This window comes from Actinocorallia libanotica, assembly GCF_039525175.1.
GTDB classification, from domain to species: domain Bacteria; phylum Actinomycetota; class Actinomycetes; order Streptosporangiales; family Streptosporangiaceae; genus Actinocorallia; species Actinocorallia libanotica.
This window is the reverse complement of the sequence record NZ_BAAAHH010000009.1, coordinates 132,618-149,465: the sequence shown is the minus strand read 5'-3', so window position 1 is coordinate 149,465 and position 16,848 is coordinate 132,618. Positions and strand designations below refer to the sequence as shown.

The 16,848-nt window shown below is 71.3% G+C and carries 17 protein-coding genes; 10 read left to right on the top strand and 7 right to left on the bottom strand.

Annotation, left to right across the window (positions count from 1 at the left end; all coding sequences use genetic code 11):
* Window positions 1-207 precede the first annotated feature (207 nt).
* Together ABD140_RS14025 and ABD140_RS14020 are read right to left on the bottom strand one after the other, a co-directional pair.
* Window positions 208-1,689 carry a MutS-related protein gene (locus ABD140_RS14025; protein WP_344240720.1) on the bottom strand — a complete coding sequence of 494 codons (1,482 nt, stop codon included), beginning with the start codon at window positions 1,687-1,689 and terminating at the stop codon, window positions 208-210.
* The gene (locus ABD140_RS14020) at window positions 1,686-3,221 is read right to left on the bottom strand and encodes a MutS-related protein (RefSeq protein WP_344240718.1); all 1,536 of its coding nucleotides are present in this window, start codon (window positions 3,219-3,221) and stop codon (window positions 1,686-1,688) included. The genes ABD140_RS14025 and ABD140_RS14020 overlap by 4 nt, the downstream gene beginning before the upstream one ends.
* Before the next feature lie 101 nt (window positions 3,222-3,322).
* Here ABD140_RS14020 and ABD140_RS14015 point away from each other — a divergent pair, with 101 nt between their 5' ends.
* A complete protein-coding gene (locus tag ABD140_RS14015; protein WP_344240716.1) occupies window positions 3,323-3,904 on the top strand; it encodes a TetR/AcrR family transcriptional regulator in 582 nt (193 codons plus the stop codon).
* Here the strand turns inward: ABD140_RS14015 and ABD140_RS14010 are convergent, their stop codons facing one another.
* The 5 genes from ABD140_RS14010 to ABD140_RS13990 form a co-directional block, all read right to left on the bottom strand.
* Window positions 3,905-4,525, bottom strand: coding sequence for a TetR/AcrR family transcriptional regulator (locus tag ABD140_RS14010; protein ID WP_344240714.1), 621 nt, complete (start codon window positions 4,523-4,525; stop codon window positions 3,905-3,907).
* A gap of 73 nt (window positions 4,526-4,598) precedes the next feature.
* Entirely contained in the window at window positions 4,599-5,369 is a 771-nt protein-coding gene (locus ABD140_RS14005; protein WP_344240712.1) for an SDR family NAD(P)-dependent oxidoreductase, read from the bottom strand.
* A 58-nt stretch (window positions 5,370-5,427) separates the two neighbouring features.
* Window positions 5,428-6,177, bottom strand: a complete 750-nt coding sequence (locus ABD140_RS14000) for an SIR2 family NAD-dependent protein deacylase (protein WP_344240710.1) — start codon at window positions 6,175-6,177, stop codon at window positions 5,428-5,430.
* Between the two features lie 70 nt (window positions 6,178-6,247).
* On the bottom strand, window positions 6,248-6,838 hold the full coding sequence (locus ABD140_RS13995) for a TetR/AcrR family transcriptional regulator (protein ID WP_344240708.1): 591 nt from the start codon (window positions 6,836-6,838) through the stop codon (window positions 6,248-6,250).
* 250 nt (window positions 6,839-7,088) lie between these two features.
* Window positions 7,089-7,694 (bottom strand): TetR/AcrR family transcriptional regulator, encoded by a 606-nt coding sequence (locus tag ABD140_RS13990; RefSeq protein ID WP_344240706.1) that lies wholly within the window; start codon window positions 7,692-7,694, stop codon window positions 7,089-7,091.
* Window positions 7,695-7,953: 259 nt separating this feature from the next.
* Between ABD140_RS13990 and ABD140_RS13985 the strand changes: the two genes are divergently transcribed.
* From ABD140_RS13985 to ABD140_RS13945, 9 genes are read left to right on the top strand one after another with little or no spacing between them, the layout of a single operon-like run.
* Window positions 7,954-8,778, top strand: a complete 825-nt coding sequence (locus ABD140_RS13985) for an MlaE family ABC transporter permease (protein WP_344240704.1) — start codon at window positions 7,954-7,956, stop codon at window positions 8,776-8,778.
* Complete coding sequence (locus tag ABD140_RS13980; protein ID WP_344240702.1) at window positions 8,778-9,641, top strand: ABC transporter permease; 864 nt, start codon at window positions 8,778-8,780, stop codon at window positions 9,639-9,641. Before ABD140_RS13985 ends, ABD140_RS13980 begins: the two co-directional genes overlap by 1 nt.
* A complete protein-coding gene (locus ABD140_RS13975; RefSeq protein ID WP_344240700.1) occupies window positions 9,638-10,645 on the top strand; it encodes an MlaD family protein in 1,008 nt (335 codons plus the stop codon). The genes ABD140_RS13980 and ABD140_RS13975 overlap by 4 nt, the downstream gene beginning before the upstream one ends.
* A 1-nt stretch (window position 10,646) precedes the next feature.
* Window positions 10,647-11,714: an MCE family protein gene (locus ABD140_RS13970; protein WP_344240698.1), complete on the top strand. Its 1,068-nt coding sequence runs from the start codon at window positions 10,647-10,649 to the stop codon at window positions 11,712-11,714.
* The gene (locus ABD140_RS13965; RefSeq protein ID WP_344240696.1) at window positions 11,714-12,739 is read left to right on the top strand and encodes an MCE family protein; all 1,026 of its coding nucleotides are present in this window, start codon (window positions 11,714-11,716) and stop codon (window positions 12,737-12,739) included. The genes ABD140_RS13970 and ABD140_RS13965 overlap by 1 nt, the downstream gene beginning before the upstream one ends.
* Window positions 12,736-13,782, top strand: a complete 1,047-nt coding sequence (locus ABD140_RS13960; RefSeq protein WP_344240694.1) for an MCE family protein — start codon at window positions 12,736-12,738, stop codon at window positions 13,780-13,782. Before ABD140_RS13965 ends, ABD140_RS13960 begins: the two co-directional genes overlap by 4 nt.
* Window positions 13,779-14,771 carry an MCE family protein gene (locus ABD140_RS13955; RefSeq protein ID WP_344240692.1) on the top strand — a complete coding sequence of 331 codons (993 nt, stop codon included), beginning with the start codon at window positions 13,779-13,781 and terminating at the stop codon, window positions 14,769-14,771. Before ABD140_RS13960 ends, ABD140_RS13955 begins: the two co-directional genes overlap by 4 nt.
* Window positions 14,768-16,090, top strand: a complete 1,323-nt coding sequence (locus ABD140_RS13950) for an MCE family protein (RefSeq protein WP_344240690.1) — start codon at window positions 14,768-14,770, stop codon at window positions 16,088-16,090. Before ABD140_RS13955 ends, ABD140_RS13950 begins: the two co-directional genes overlap by 4 nt.
* Entirely contained in the window at window positions 16,087-16,839 is a 753-nt protein-coding gene (locus tag ABD140_RS13945; protein WP_344240688.1) for a hypothetical protein, read from the top strand. Before ABD140_RS13950 ends, ABD140_RS13945 begins: the two co-directional genes overlap by 4 nt.
* The last annotated feature ends 9 nt before the right edge of the window (window positions 16,840-16,848 follow it).

Sequence of the window (16,848 nt, the reverse complement as noted above, 5' to 3'; positions counted from 1 at the left end):
GTTCTTTCCCCGTGTGAGACGCACACCGCTCATCGGGGCACCGGGTGCCTGCGGTGCCCCGACGCTGGTGGCGGCGGTCCTCGTCATGACCCCGGATCTTGCCAGACGCAACCGACAGAATGCAGAGAGTCACCAAAATTTCCGCCGCCCGAGCAGCAGGCTTCGAGCCCCCGAACCGCCCGTCCAGTAGAGGGCGTGGCGTACGGATCAGTCGCGCTCTCCGAAGATCTGGGCGTACAGCTTTTCGGCGTGGGCGGTGGGTGAGGGGGTGCCGGGGCGGAGGCGGAATCCGCCGTCCCGTTCGGCGGTGAGGAACAGGGTGCCTTCTGGGGTCTCCGTGCTCGTCCGGTGGGCGAACGCGTGCATGTGCGTCACGAAGACCACGCGGACGCCGAGTTCGCCCAGCGCGCCGACGATCTCGCGGGAGATGTCCGAGCCCTCCCGTTCGTTGGTGGACATGAAGGACTCGTTGCACAGCACCAGTGAGTCGGGACGCAGGCGGTCCACCACCTGGCTCATCCGGGCCAGTTCCTCGTCGAGCTTGCCGCTGGTCATCGAGCGGTCCTCCTCCCGTTTGAAGTGGGTGAAGACGCCCTGGGCGGCCGAGGCCGAGAGGCCCCGGGCGGGGGCGAACATGCCGCACTGCGCCATCAGGTGCGCCACGCCGACGCTGCGCAGGAAGGTGGACTTGCCGCCGCGGTTCGCGCCGGTGACCACGATCAGGCCGAGGCCGTCGGCACTGATGTCGTTGCCGGTTACGGGATCGTCGAGGCGCAGTGCCAGGCAGGGGTCGTACAGTTCGCGTGCGGTGAAGACACCGGTGCCGGACGGATGGATCTCGGGCGGACAGAACGGCAGGCCGCGCTGGGCGAGCGTCTCGGCGAGGTTGAGGCAGCCGACGTAGAAGCCCAGTTCGTTCCGGAGGGCGCGGAAGAAGTCGCAAACGTCATCAGCGGAGCCGGAGACGGCGCCGGCGACACCGCCGAGGAGACGGCTCCGGAACGCGTTCAGGGACCGCCACTCCTCTTCGTACTTGCCGGGGAGGGTGTAGGCGAGACCCGACTTCTTCAGGCGCCGGTGCAGAGGGATGGGGCGTCCCTTTCCCGGTGGCTCGTGCAGCCGGAAGACGACTCCTTTGTTCCCCTCGCCCAGCCGGGCGCTGGCGATGATGCCGTGCTCGAAGTCGAAACCCCGCAGGAAAGCCTCCACCGAGCGGAGGTATTTCTCGTTCAGTTCGTTGTGGAGCAGGGCGAACAGGCGGGTGAAGGCCGCCGAGCGGAAGCCGTGCGCGGACGAGGCGGCCAGCCGTCCCAGCTCGCGCAAATGGCCGCAGAGCAGTTCCAGCACGTGTACCGAGCGGTTCAGCAGCCCCTCGGAGCTGCCGGAGGAGCCTCGGATGATCTTCTCTTCGGCCTTCACGGCCTCGTCGGCCAGCGTGTGGAGCGCCCGGACGGCCGGGGCGTTGCGCAGGCAGTCGTCCAGGGCCGCCTGCCGGTAGGCGAGGGCGGCGGGGTCCGTCAGCGGGGCGAGGGTCGCGGCACGGGCCATGGCGTACAGTCTGCGGTCGCCGCGCGCCATGCCCGCCCACAGCGTCTCGAGGTGCAGGTCGGCCACCAGGTCGGGGGCGAGGGGGAGCTCGGGGGCGTGGAGGTCGAAGTCGCCGTCGGCGGACATCAGGCGGGGCCTCACCGGCCGACCCGCTCGATGATCCGGGCCCGGGTCAGGCCGTGCCGTTCGGCTATCGCGTGCGCGTGGGCGCGGCCGTCGGGCGGCCGTCTCACCAGGCGGTAGGTGCGGGTCGTGCCGTCCCCGGCGACCGTGCCGACCATGCTCACCGCCTTGGGGTCCAGGCCGGACAGCTCGTCGAGGAAGCTCACCCACAGGCACGGCGCGTCGAGCCCGGAGAGCGCGGCGAGGACCGCCGCGCTGAGCTCCCGGGCGTCGTCCCAGGTCGTCGAGGTGAAGATCTCGTTCAGGATGACGACGCTGTCGGGGGTCGCCGCGGCGAGGAGGTCGCGCATCCGGACCAGCTCGTCCTCCAGTTTGCTCGCGAGTGCTTCGGGGTGCTCGGCGCGCTCGTAGTGCGTGAGGATCCGGTCGGGCAGGAAGACGCGCGCCCGGCGGCCGGGGACGGGGCAGCCCAGCGCCGCCAGGTGGTGCAGCTGGCCGAAGGTCCGGGAGAGCGTCGTCTTGCCGCCCTGGTTGGGGCCGGAGACCACCAGGATGCGCTCGTCCCCCTCCAGGCCCAGATCGTTGCCCACCACCCGTTCGCCCCGTTCCGCCAGCTTGGCGGCGAGGGCCAGATCGAAGGCGTCGCGGGCGAGAAGGGTCTTGTCGGTGGCGGAGACGGCCGGGCGGCAGAACGGCAGGCCCGCTTTCCGCAGCGGCTCCAGGTAGGCCAGGTAGCCGAGGTAGAAGCGCAGTTCGCGTTCGACGCCGATGAGATCGGCCGGCACGAAGCCCCGGTGGGCCTCGAAGAACGCCGCGAGGTCCCGGAAGACGTCGGGGAAAAGCTCGACCACCAGGTCCAGGACGCCCGCCTCCACCTGGTCCAGGCCCAGTTCGTCGTGGTGTTCCGGCGGACGCTTCCCCGCATCCGGGCGGAATCTCGCGAACAGCGCCAGCACCTGTTCGGCGTAGTCGAACCGCTCCTCCGGGTCGTGCCGCGCCACGGTGATCCGGTCTCTGCGCAGGAGGAGGTCGTAGCGGACCTCTCCCAGCCGCTCGTGCAGTGCGCGCGCCTGGTCGCGGAGGCGGAGGAACGAGGTCTCCCGTGCCCGCTCCGCCATGTCCTCCCGCAGCGCCAGCAGGCCGGGAGCGGTGAGCTCGACCCCCTGCAGTCCTTCGGCGAACGCCGTCACGACATCGGCGTACTCCAGAAGGAGTTCGAGATGCCAGCGGTGCGCCTGCGGCGGATGCTTCATCCTCCCGATCAGCTCCAGCCTGCGCCGGATCCGGGCCATCGCCCTCGCGAACCGTTCCGCGACCTCCCATACGCCCGGCTCCTCCAGGTCGCGGAAGACCTGCTGCCGAAAGGCGACGAGATCGACGTCCCTGGTGGGAAGCCGGAACACGACGGCCAGCCACGGCTCCTTGCCCGCCTCGGCCACCCCCGCGGCGACCCGGTCGAGGTTCAGGTCGCGGAAGTACTCCGGCTCCGCCACGTCTCCCGGCACGGCGAAGGGCTCCCCCGCGCCGAACAGGATGCTCCGGATGGCCATGCGTCTCCTCTCGGGCCGACCAGTGCCACCGAACCACACACCCGGAAAATCCACAACCATTAGCTTTTCGTAGTCACTACGGTTTTTGCTACGTTATCGGGGTGACCACGACACCGGCGTCCGGCCGCAGAGAACGCAAGAAGGCCCAGACCCGCAGAGCGCTCGGCGAGGCGGCGCTGCGACTCTTCCTGGAGCGCGGCTACGACCGGGTGAGCGTCAAGGAGATCGCCGACGCGGCGGACGTCGCGGTGACCACGCTCTTCGCCCACTTCCCCGAGGGCAAGCCGACCCTCGTCTTCGATGAGGACGCGGTGCGCGAGAAGGCGCTGCTCGCGGCCGTCGAGCGGGCCGAGCCGTCGGTCGCCGGCGTTCTCGAGGCGCTCCGCGTCCACCTGAGGGAACGTTTTCAGACATTGGAGGCGACTCGGGAGCTGCGCCCGTTCTTCGAGCTGGTGGACGCGACACCGGAGCTGGCCGAGCACGCCCGGCGGATGTGGACGCGGCACGAGCCCGCGCTCGCCGAGGCCATCGCCCGCCGGACGGGACGCGAATCCGGCGACATCGCCGTCCTCGCGCTGGCCCGCTACGTGCTGGACATCCCCCCGCTGGCGCGGCGCGACCCCGACCCCCCCGCCGCGCTCGACCGGATCATCGGCCTGCTCGGACGCGGCTGGGGGCCGTGATCAGAACAGGCCGCCGTAGAGGAGGTCGCGGTACTGGTCGGCGACGGTCTCCAGGCTCAGCTGGCCGCCGGGGCGGTACCACCGGACCGCGGACCAGATGGCGTCGCGCATGAAGAGGTAGGCGACCTTCACGTCCAGCCCGGAGCGGACCACGCCGGCCTCCTGGCCCGCGGTGAGCACGCGGAGCCAGATCCGCTCGATGCGGACGCCGTAGTCGCCCACGTAGGCGAACGCCTCCTGGCGTTGCAGGGTGGCGGACTCGTTCTGGTAGACCGCGACGGCGTGCGGCGATTCGCTGATGCAGGAGAAGGAGATGCGGATCAGCGTGCTGAGCGTCTCCTGCGGGTCGGTGTTCTCCCGTTCGGCGGCCGCGAAGCGTTCGTGGAGGTCGACGAGGAAGCCCCGGAGGAGCTCGTCGAGCATCGCCTCCTTGGAGCTGAAGTGGTGGTAGATGCTCCCCGCCAGGATGCCCGTCGCGTCCGCGATGTCGCGCATCGTCGTCTCGGCGTAGCCCTGGGTGGCGAAGAGCCCGGCGGCGATCTCCAGGAGCTGGTCGCGTCGGCCGCTCCTGGCGCCGGGCTCACGTCCCGTGGCCGCCTCGCCCGACCTCGCCACCCCCATGCGGTCCTTCCCTTCCCTTGAACGATCGCGCCGGGCCGAAGCGTACAGGTCGCGGACGCGCGCGGCCTCCCGATCAGTGGTGCGCGCCTCCGTCGATGCGGATCTCGGTGCCGGTGAGGAAGGCCCCGTCGTCCGAGGCGACCATCGCCACCACGCCGGCGATGTGCTCGGGGGACCCGGCCCCCTTGCCGAGCGCCGCGCCGAACTTGCCGAACAGGTTCCAGTCCACGTCCCCGGGCACGAGGTTGAAGACGTTGTCGGTGATGCCGCTGCTGATGCCGCCGGGCATGATGTTCATCGCGCGCAGGCCCTGCTTGGCGTACTCCTGGGCGATGGAGTGGGTGAACGACAGGATGCCGCCCTTGCTGGCGGAGTAGGCCGCCATGTACGGATGGCCGAACTGCGCGGAGGTGGAGCTGAAGTTCACCACCACGCCGCGGCCGGTCTCCAGCAGGGCGGGCAGCGCCGCGCGGGTCATCAGGAACGTGCCGGTGAGGTTGATGCGGATGACCTGCTCCCACAGCGCCAGCTCGCACTCGTGGGTGTGCGCGCCGCGCAGCATCCCCGCGGCGTTGACCAGGACGTCCAGCCCGCCCAGCTCCGCGACGGCGGCGGCGACGCCGGCGTTCGCCGACGCCTCGTCGGCGATGTCGATCACCTCGGTGCCCAGGCGCTCGCCCGCCCCGGCCTCGGCGGCCAGCCGCGCGGTCTCGGCCAGGCCCTCCTTGGCGACGTCCGCCGCCACGACCCGTCCGCCCTCGGCGAGCAGCCGCAACACGATCGCGCGGCCGATGCCCGAGGCCGCTCCCGTCACCAGCACCCGCCGGTCGGCATACCGTTCCATGTCTTTCCCCTCGTCCGCCTCGATTCAACTGCAGGGGAAGCATAAAACCAAGCGTTTGTTAGTGTCTTTTCGGCCCCGATCCGGCCAGGACCGCGCAGATCCGCGGAACGGCGGTGCCGATGGGCTCCCGCACGACCTCGACGGCGAGGCCGTCGTACGGCGTGGGGTCGCGGTTGACCACGACCAGGCGCGCCCCGTGCTCCGCGGCGACCGCGCACAGCCCGGCGGCCGGCTCCACCCGCAGGGACGACCCCACCGCCAGGAACAGCTCGGAAGCCGCCGCGATCCGGCGCGCGAGCGACAGGACGTCGGAGTCCAGATACTCGCCGAACATGACGACCGACGGCTTGAGCAGCCCGCCGCAGGCGCAGCGCGGCTCCTCGGGCAGCCGGGCGATCGCCTCGGCCGAAGGCGTCCGCTCCCCGCAGTCCAGACAGGTCGCGGTGGCGAGCGATCCGTGCAGCTCCACCACCTTGCGCGGACTCATCCCGGCCTTCTGATGCAGCCCGTCCACGTTCTGCGTGAGGACCCGCAGCGCCTTGCCGCCCGTTTCGAGCTCCGCGAGCGCCCGGTGCGCGGCGTTCGGCAGCACGTCCCCCTGCCGTCCCGCGAAGACCTGCCAGAACCGGACGCGGACCTCGGCGTCCGCCAGGAAGTTGTCATAGGTGAACAGGTCCGCCAGCGCGGGGTCCCTGGTCCAGATGCCCTGCGGGCCCCGGTAGTCGGGGACCCCGGAGTCCGTGGAGATCCCCGCTCCGGTGAAGACCGTCACCCGCTGGACGTCCTCGGCCCACCACAGATCGTTCATGCCGTCACGGTAGGCCGCGGGCCGCCGTGCGCACCAACTCTTTATCCGGCCCGGCCGGGGTCCGGCCGGCTCAGAAGGAAGGGGGGCCTTCGAGCGCGCGGATGTGGTCCTCGACCAGGGCCGTGATCTCGGCGTGGCCGGTGGACACGCCGAGCGCCTCCTCCAGCATGACCACGCGGGAGACGCTGGTCAGCAGGACGACGAGGGCTGCGGGGGCGGGCGCCTCGGCGGCGACGCCGTAGCGGTCGAGGATCTGCGCGAGCGCCTCGATCTGGGTGGTGCGGAAGCGGTCGGCGTAGTCGGCGACCTCCGCGCGGATCTTCTCGCTCTGGCCGGCCAGGCCGGTGAAGGCCATGGTCAGGGCGATGCCCGCGGGGTCGATGCTGAAGCGCCACAGCGCCCACAGCGGCTGGTCGGACTCCAGTGCCTTGGCCTGCTGCTCCAGGCCCTCTTCGGCGCGGCGCCGGAACACCGCGAGGAACAACTCCTCCATGGTGCGGAAGTAGTAGTGCACCAGCTGCGGCTTGAGCCCCGCGCGCGCCGCCACCCGCCGCGAGCTCACCGCGGTGTGGCCCTCCTCCAGGAGGAGCTGCTCCGCCGCGTCGATGAGGACCGTGCGGTTCTTCGCGTCCGGCGCACCGATCCGGCGCGGCGATGCCATGTCCCGACCTCCTGAGCTCTGCGGCCGCGTCATCCGGCGCTGCCCGCCATCGTAGCGCCGCCCGCCGGCCGCTCCCGTCTCCGGGAGGCGGCGGCCGCGGCGGGACTCTCGACACCCCTTGAGGAGAACATTATTCTCACCATTGAGATTCCGCTTTCGTCACGGGCGCCGTCGCAGGACGCACCGCCCGCACACGACGATCCGGAAGGAGGTGAACGCTTTGGCACTCCAGGGCGGGACGACCACGCGCCTACCCCACCGCGTCCAGCGGGCGCGGCTCCCCCTCGAACCGGCGCAGGCGCCGTTCGACGAGCTCCAGGAGCTCGTCGTGGCCGGTGAGGAGCCCCAGCTCCCGCTCCATCGAGATCACGCGGGAGATGCTGCTCACCAGAACGGCGACCGCCTCGGGGGTGACCACGCTCTCCGAGATCCCGTAGCGCCCCAGGGCCGCCTTCAGCACCTCGACCTGAGCGGCGCGGAACCGCTCCGAGTGCTCGGCCATCTCCCTGCGGATCGCCTCGCTCTGGCGGGCCAGGCCGGTGAAGGCCATCGCCAGCGCGATGCCCGCCGGGTCGGTGCTGAAGCGCCACAGCGCCCACAGCGGCTGGTCGGACTCCAGCGCCTGCGCCTGCTGCTCCAACCCCTCTTCGGCGCGGCGCCGGAACACCGCGAGGAACAACTCCTCCATGGTGCGGAAGTAGTAGTGCACCAGCTGCGGCTTGAGCCCGGCCCGCGCCGCCACCCGCCGCGAGCTCACCGCGGCGTGCCCCTCCTCCAGGAGGAGCCGCTCCGCCGCGTCGACGAGGAGCATGCGGTTCTTCGCGTCCGGCGCACCGACCCGGCGCGGCGATGTCATGTCATGACCTCCAGAAACTCCACGGACCGCGCCTGCCGACGCCGTCCTGCACCCTAGCGGCGCCCTTCCTGTGACCTTGACCACAGGGAGGGCACATGCTAAGCATGTGCCCAGCAATGCTGAGCACATGCCCAGCACTGTTGAGCACTTGCCTAGCAAGAGTAGGCGAACGCTCCGCGCCGGAGAGCGCGCGGTCCCGCCCGCGGACCCCCGCCGCGATCGGGTACGGCAGCGGCTCCACGATCCGAGGAGGGCGACCATGAGCGTTTCTTCCAGCCCGCCGTCCCCCCACCGCTCCCTCACCGGCCGGCTGCCCCTGCGCCGCGCGCACCGCGGCGCCGTCTCCCTCGGCGAGCTGTTCGCCATCGGCCTCGAGGGCCTGCGCCGCACCTGGGACGTGCGGAGCTGGTTCTGGGAGTTCATCGAGCAGTTCGCCTTCCTGGCGCGGGTGACCACCCTCCCGGTGATCCTGGTGGCACTGCCGCTGGGCGCCACCGTCGCCCTCCAGGTCGGCGACCTGGCAGGGCAGCTCGGCGCCCAGTCGGCCACCGGCGGCGCCGTCATCGTCGGCCTCGTGCGCGAGGTCGCCCCGATGGCCGCGGCGCTCATCATCGCCGGGGCGGGCGGCTCGGCGATGACCGCCGACATGGGGGCCCGCAACATCCGCGACGAGCTGGCGGCCATGGAGGTGATGGGCGTCAACCCCGTCCACCGCCTGGTCACCCCGCGCATGTGGGCGGCGAGCATCGTGTCCATGATGCTGGCCTCGCTGGTGATCATGTCCGGCGCCGTCGGCGGGTTCGTCTTCAACGTCCTGCTCCAGGGCGTCACCCCCGGCGCCTACTTCGACGGCGCCCTGGGCATGCTGCGGGTCTCCGACCTGTTCGTCACCCTGCTCAAGGCGTGGCTGTTCGGGCTGATCGCCGCGCTGGTCGCCTGCCACAAGGGCATGAACTGCGCGCTGAGCCCGGTCGGGGTGGGACGCGCGGTCAACCAGGCGACGGTGGTGGCCTTCATGCTCGTCTTCGCCTTCAACTACATCATCACCACCATCTACTACCTCGCCTACCCGCCGGAGGTCTGATGATCATCGATGTCCCCCGCAGTACGGCGATACGGCTCCTGCGGGTCTCCTCCGCGGCCGCGGACCGCACGGCCGCCCTCGCCGAATGGCCGCTGTTCTTCCTCAAGGTGGTCTTCTACTCGCTCCGGGACATCGTCTTCCGGCTCAAGTACGCCAAGACCGTCGCCCTCCAGGTCAGCGACATCGTCATCGGCGTCGGCGCCACCGTCGTCGGCGGCGGCATGGTCTTCGTCATCTTCATCATGTCGCTGTTCCTGGGCACCGAGGTCGGCCTCCAGGCCTACACCGGCCTCCAGGTCATCGGCGCCGAGTCGTTCATGGGGCTCATCGGGGCGTTCATGAACGTCCGCGAGACCACCCCGATCATCGCCGCGATCGCCCTGGCCGCCCAGTGCGGCTCCTCCTTCACCGCCGAGCTCGGCGCGATGCGCATCAGCGAGGAGATCGACGCCCTGGAGGTCATGGGCATCAACTCCTTCGTCTACCTCGTGTGCACCCGCGTCGTCGCCGCACTCATCGCACTGGTGCCGCTTTACCTCATCGCCCTGTTCGCCAGCTTCTTCGCCACCCGGTTCATCTCCACGTCCTTCTTCACCCTGGCGCCGGGCGTCTACGACTACTACTTCTACATGTACCTGCCGCCCCTCGACCTGTTCTACAGCGCGATCAAGGTGGGGGTCTTCGCCTTCGCCGTCATCACGATCCACTGCTACTACGGCTACTACGCCAGCGGCGGACCGGTCGGCGTCGGCCGCGCGGCGGGCCAGGCGATCCGGCTGTCGATCATCACGATCGTGACGCTGAACCTGCTGCTGTCGTACGTGTTCTGGGGGCAGGGCGGAACAGTGAGGCTCGCCGGATGAACCAGGACCTCCCCCGCGGCCGGCGCATCATGCTCACCTGGGCCACCGCGCTGGTCACCGCCCTGGCCCTCTACCTCATGACCGCCAAGCCGTTCGCCGCCGAGGGGACGCGGCTGACCGCCGACTTCGGCGGCGCCGGGCAGGGCCTGACCACCTCCTCCCCGGTCAAGCTGCGCGGGGTCACCGTCGGCCGGGTCGACCGCATCGAGCTCGCGCCCGACGGCGGCGCCCGGCTGACGCTGCGCCTGGAGGAGGGCGTCCGCGTCCCGGACACCGCGCTGGCCTCCCTGGAGCCCGAGTCGGTGTTCGGCCCCAAGTTCATCGACCTGGTCCCCGGCGACCACGAGACGGCCGGCCCGTTCCTGCGCGACGGCGCGCGCATCGCCCGCACCTCCGACAGCCTCGACCTCACCTCGATGCTCGGCGACGCCGACGCCATCGTGTCCGCCGTCGACCCGCGGGACATGGTGGTGATCATGGACGCGCTCGGGCAGGGGCTCCACGGCACGGGCGCCGACCTCGCCGGGATGCTGGAGAGCACCGGAACCCTGGTGGACGTCGCGCACCGCCAGCGCGAGCGGGCGCGGAGCTTCCTGGCCGACCTCGCCCGGATCGCCGAGATCCGCGGCGTGGGCGAGGACCTGAACACCCTCGTCACCTCCGCCGACCCGCTGATGGACGCCCTCCTGTCGGGGCAGGACCGCGGGCTGCGCTTCGCCCGGGGCGTCACGGAGATGACCGCCGCGGTCGGCCAGGGCCTGGGCGCGCACGAGAACGACCTGAGGCAGCTGTTCCGGTCCATGGAGAGGTCCTCGGCCTTCCTCGACTCGCTGCTCTCCATCGCCGGGGACAGCGTGCGCACGATCATCGACCTGATCCCCGTCTACAAGGCGCTGGGCTGGACCCCGGGCCCCGGGGACAGGCACCTGATCGGCGCCCAGGTCCTCCTGCCGACCGATCCGTGCGAGCTGGTCCTCGGCATCTGCTCCCAGGGAGGCCGCTGACATGCCGAGCACACGCTTCAAGGACGCCCGGACCCGCCAACGCGGATCCTCGGTGGTCCAGGTGGTCGCGTTCCTCCTGCTCACCGGGCTGCTCACCTTCTTCATCAGCGCCCAGATCGCGCGGCTCGGGTTCGGCGACACCTACCGTCTCACCGCGGTCTTCACCGACGCCAGCGGGCTCATGAAGGGCGACAAGGTGAAGATCGCCGGCACGCCGGTCGGCCAGGTCGGCGACATCCGGATCCGCCAGGGCAAGGCCGAGATCGAGCTGAAGGTCGGGATCAGGCACCGGGTGCCCCGGGACAGCGAGGCGGCGATCCGCTGGCGCGACGCGATCGGCCAGCGGGTGGTCTACCTGATGCCCGGCACCGCGGACACCCTGCTGCGCGACGGCGACCGGGTGGCCAGAACCCGGTCGGTCGTCGACCTCAGCGATCTGATCAACCGGCTCGAACCGCTGGCCCGCGGGCTCAAGCCCGAGCAGGTCAACACCATCCTCCTGGCGATCTACACCGCCATGGACGGCACCGAGGACGACGCCTCGCGGCTGCTGGCCAACGTCGACCGCCTGTCGTCGACCATCGCCGGACGCAAGCAGACGCTGCGGAACATGCTGGACGACTTCTCCACCGTCACCGGCGTCCTGGCACGGCGCGACCAGCAGATCGCCCGCGCCGCCGACGACCTGGCCACGCTGACCGAGGCGTTCGGCGAGAACCGCGCCCTGGTGGACGCCGCCATCGGCCAGCTTTCCCGGACCCTGCGCACCACCGACAGGGTCGCGGGCGACAACGCCGACGAACTGGACCAGATGATCGAGAAGCTGTCCTTCGTGATGGACGGCACCGACCGCAACCTCGGCCTGCTCAAGGAGATGCTGCCCGTCACCTGGCCCAAGTTCCAGCACGTGTTCGAGCTCTCCAAACGCGGCGGGTTCCTCGTCGGAGCCGCCCCCTGCATCCTCTTCGTCACCCCCGACCCGTGCCCCCGCGACATGCGGCTCACCGAGATCCCCGACGGCCCCATGACCGCCCGCTCCCTGAGCGAGCTCGTCGTAGGGAGGAACTGATGGCGCTCAAGTCCTTCCGCGACCGCGATCCGGCGGTGCTCGGCATCTCCTCGCTGCTCGCCCTGACCCTGCTGCTCGTCGCCGTGTTCCTCGTCGGCAGCACCGGCCTGTTCCAGCGCCGGTACACCATGACCGGCGTGTTCGCCGGGACGGGCGGCCTGCACTCGGGCAACGAGGTGCGGGTCGCCGGGATCAAGGCGGGCGAGGTCACCGCGGTCGAGCCCGACTTCACCCGCGGCGTCGTCGTCGTCACCTGGAAGGTGGACCGGGACGTCGACCTCGGCCGGCAGACCCGCGCCGAGATCAGCACCTCCAACATCCTGGGCGGCCGCTACCTGCGGCTCAGCGGCCCCGTCACCAGGCCCTACCTGGCCGGCCTGCCCGACGGGCAGCGCCGCGTCCCCCTGGAGCGCACCGGCCTGCCCGTCACCGCCAACGACCTGGTCGCCACCGGCACCCGCACGTTCGCGCAGCTGGACACCGCGCTGATCGGCGACGTCATCGACCAGCTCGGCGGGGTCTCCCCCCGGACCCGAGAACGGCTCACCGAGGCGCTCCACGACCTGGCGCAGCTGGCCGACGCCATGGAGCGGGCGAGCCCGCAGCTGCGCGAGCTCATCTCCAGCAGCGACCGGCTCCTGGGCATGGTCCGGGCCAAGGACGCCCAGCTCGCCCGGCTCGCCCGCGGCATCCAGGGGCTGCTCGACCAGCTGCGCGACCGGCAGGCCGAGCTGTCGGTCCTGCTGGGCAGCGGCAGCAGGGCGGTCACCCGGCTCTCCGAGCTCATCGACGGCCAGCAGCACAAGCTGATCGAGCTGATGGAGGACATGAACGGCACCGTCACCGGCCTCCAGCCCGAGCTCGACGACATCAACACCCTGCTGGCCTGGCTCGGCCCCGCCATGTCCGGCTTCGCCACCGCCAACTCCTACGGCCCCTTCCTCGACGCGGCCATCACCCAGCTCGGCCCCGTCGCCCCCGAGGACCTGTCCAGGCTCGCCGCCCAGCTCGGGAGGAAGCAATGAGATCCCCGCGGTCCCTCACCGCCGCCCTGCTCGCCGCCGGGCTGGCCGTCACCGCCGGCGGGTGCTCCGTCCTCGGCGGATCCGACGGCTACCGCATCTCCGTGTACTTCACCAAGGCGCCGTCGCTGTACGAGAAGTCGCGGGTGAAGATCATGGGGGCGAACGCCGGCGTGGTGGAGGGCGTCCACATCGCCGGGCAGCGGGTGCGCGTCGACCTGCGCATCGACGGCGGCGTGCCCGTCCCCGCCGACGCGCACGCCACGATCGCCGCGGACAGCGCGATCGGCGAGCGGAGCGTCATCCTGTACCCGGCGTGGAAGCCGGGGATGGGACGGGCCGAGCCCGGCGCGGTGATCCCCGCCGAGCGCACCGACCCGCCGGTCGAGATCGACGAGGCGCTCGGCTCCTTCACCCAGCTGGCCGACTCCCTGGACCCGGACAAGCTGCGCGGGCTCGTGCACACCGGGGCCGAGCTCCTGGACGGCCGCGGCGAGGGCATGAACGACGCGCTGGGCGACACCGCGGCGCTGGCGGAGACCCTGGCCTCGGAGGACGAGCAGATCGTGTCCATGGCGACCAGGCTGCGCGACCTGGCCGCCTCGCTGAACCGGCGCGACACCCGGCTGCGTTCGCTCATCGACGCGTTCAGCACCACCGGCCGGCAGCTCGCCGACGAGCGGACTCAGCTGAAGAACCTGCTCGTCGGCCTGGAGGCCCTGATCCGCAAGGGCCAGCTGATCGTCACCTCCTACCGCGAGACGCTGCCCCCCACCCTCGCGCAGGCCTCGTCCCTGCTGATGACCATGAAGGCCAACAGCGCCAAGCTCGGCCAAGCCATGACCGGTATGTCCGGGATGACCGACGCGATCGCCAACGGCTGGGATCCGAAGCGGCACGTCTTCGTCATCCGAGCCCAGCTCAGCCCGACCCTGCGCATCTGGCTCCAGCCGATCTTCACCGCCATGGACTGGGGCCGGGTGCCCTGCCTGGACGAGCCGGTCGGCAACTGCCCCGCGAAGATCGAACGGAAGGGGCGGCCATGAGGCGCCTCCTCGCGCTGCTGCTGGCCCTCTCCACGCTGACGGGCTGCTCCCTGCAGACCCTCGGCGCGCCCAAGGGCGAACTCACCCTGTACGCGGTCTTCGACGACGTGCAGAACCTGGTGTCCGGCCACGGCGTGCAGATGTACGACGTGCGGGTCGGCTCGGTCGTCGGCATCCGGCTCCAGGGCTACCGCAGCAGGGTGACGCTCTCGCTGGTGGACGGCACGCGGATCCCGGTGGGGACGACCGCGACCATCGCCCAGACCAGCCTGCTCGGCGAGAACTACGTGCGGCTGATCCCGCCCGAGGGCACCGTGCCGCGGGTCGCGCCCGCGATGGCCAGCGGCTCCCTCATCACCCGGACGGCGGTCCAGCCCGACCTGGAGCGGATCACCGACCGGGTCGGGCCGGTGCTGGGCGCGCTCGGCGGGGAGAACCTGTCGGACGTCATCTCCGAGCTGTCCACCGGGCTCGACGGCGCCGGGCCGCGGCTGCGCAAGCTCATCGAGCAGGCCGCGGACATCTCCGAGAGCTACGCGGACGCGGGCCGCGACCTGCGCACGCTGATCGACGGCCTGGGGCGGCTGGGCGACTCCCTCGCCGAGGCCTCGCCCGCCCTGGACCGGCTGCCCGGCTCCCTGCTGGAGATGACCGCGCGGGTCGAGAAGGACCGTGCCGAACTCAAGAGGACGCTGACCGGCCTCACCGACCTCGCCGAGGAGGCGAACAGCGTGATCAAGGAACGGCATGGCGCACGGCTGCGGACCACGCTGCTGAAGCTGGACGCCGTCCTGCGCGCGATGACCCGCGGCAAGGACCAGCTGAAGACCGTCGTCAGGGACATCACCGACAAGCTCATGCTGACACCGCGCATCTCGCACGAGGGGCAGGTCCTGGCTGTCGCCTGGCTGGCCGGATTCCTGCCGGTCGAGAAGAAGGCGAAGCCCGGCCTCGACAAGAGCCTCAAGACCCTGCTGGGGCCGCGATGAGACCGCGCATCCTGCTGAACCTCGCCGTCTTCGCCGCAGTCGCCGTCCTCATGTTCGCCTGGGCGGCGCTGACGCTGCTGCCGATCCGGTTCGGCGAGGACCTCATCAAGGTGGAGGCCGAGTTCGCCTCCTCCCCCGGCCTCCGCTCGGGCCTGGAGGTCGACTACCTGGGCGTGCCGATCGGCAGCATCGAGTCGGTGCGGCTGCGTCCCGGCCGGGTGACGGTCACCCTGCTCATGGAGCGGGGCAAGAAGGTGCCGAACACCGTGACCGCCCGGGTCCTGCGCAAGTCCGCGGTCGGCGAGCCCTATGTGGAGCTCGCCCCGCCCGCCTCGGACACCGGCACGACGGCGCTGAGGGACGGCGACGTCATCCCGGTGGAGCGCACCGACTCCACCGTCCAGTACCAGCAGCTGTTCGACAGCGCCGGGCGGATGCTGCGCTCGATCGACCCCGGCGACCTGAAGACCCTCACGCACGAGCTGGCGGCCGGACTGGACGGCCGCGGCCAGCAGCTGCACGACACCCTCGCCGACCTCGACCGGCTCACCGGGACCGTCGCCGACCAGGCGGGCGTGCTCGACGCCCTCTCGGTGCAGCTGACCTCCCTGGCCGGCACCCTCTCGGACAAGAGGACGCAGCTCGCCTCCGGGATGAACGACCTCGCGCTCTTCACCTCCGCGCTGAGCAGCTCCAGCAAGGAGATCGACAGCCTGCTCGACAACGGGCCGAATCTCATGCAGCAGGTGAACGCGCTGCTCGAGGAGGTGCGCCCCGGCCTGCGGTGCGTGCTCACCGCGGCGGGCACCCCCGCCCCCTCGGTGTTCAACGACACCAACAGCAAGGCCGTCCAGAACGCCATGAAGAACCTCCGCGACGTCTTCCCCGACATGGTCGCGGACGTCCTGGAGAGGCCCGGGAACGGCGGCACCTACGTCCGTGCCACCGCCGTCATCAGCCTCGCGGGGCCGGTGCCGAACCCGCCGGAGTACGCGCGGCCGCTGCCCGACCCGGTGGAGCCGCCGCTCTACCACTGCCGCGACGCCTCCACCGGGAACGGCACCGTGCAGGACGTGAAGGAGACCGGACAGCGGGAGGAGAAGCCCGAGGAGGAGGCGGCGCGGCCCGCGGGGACCGATCCCCGGGACGTCTTCCGGACCGCCGCGCCCCGGCCCGCCGCCGCGCCCGGAGACCAGGGCCCCGCCGACGCCTGGCTGCCGCGGATCCCGCTGGCGGCCGCCGCCCTGGTCCTGCTGGGCACCGCGGTCCACACCGTACGCCGGATACGTTCCGTGTCCGGTCCGAGGAGGAGATCATGACCACGAAGACCACGGAAGAGCTCCCGGCCGAAGAGGCGCCGCAGGACACCGTCGAGGAGAACGCGGCTGAGGAGGCCGCGGCCGAAGAGACCGCGGTCGCGGCCGGGAGGAAGCCGGAGGAGGCCGAGCCGGAGAGCGCCGGCGCGAAGCCGGAGCGGCGGACGCCGCGGCTGTCGGCGGGGGTGTCGCGGCGGCTGGTCACCGCCGCGCTGGCGCTGGTGTTCCTCGCCGCCGTGGCGACGGCCGGCATCCAGTGGCGGGCGGCCGACCGGCTGACCGGCCAGGAGGGCACCGAGCAGCAGGTGCGCGACCGGTCCGCGGACTTCGCGCGGGCGCTGCTCGCCTACCGGCACACCGACCTGGCCACCACGCAGAAGCGCATCCGCGACCTGACGTCCGCGGACTTCGGCAACACCTACCAGACCGCCTTCGACGGCCTGTCCGGCGTCATCACCAAGTACGAGGCGGACGCCACCGCCACCGTGCGCGACGTCTACGTCAACGACTTCGACGGCGGGCGCGCCAAGACCCTCGTCACCCTCGACAGCGAGGTGCGCAGCACCATCGGGGTGCGCCGTGTCCTGGGCACGAAGCTCCTGCTGGAGCTGGTCCTGGAGAAGGGCGCCTGGCACGTCGACGCGATGTCGACGCTTCCCGCCGACGACGAGACGCTCACCAAGCCCGACGGCACCGTCGAGGAGCCGTCGCAGGACGACACCGCCGGGTCTCCGGCTCCGCAGCGGCCCTGATCGGGTCCG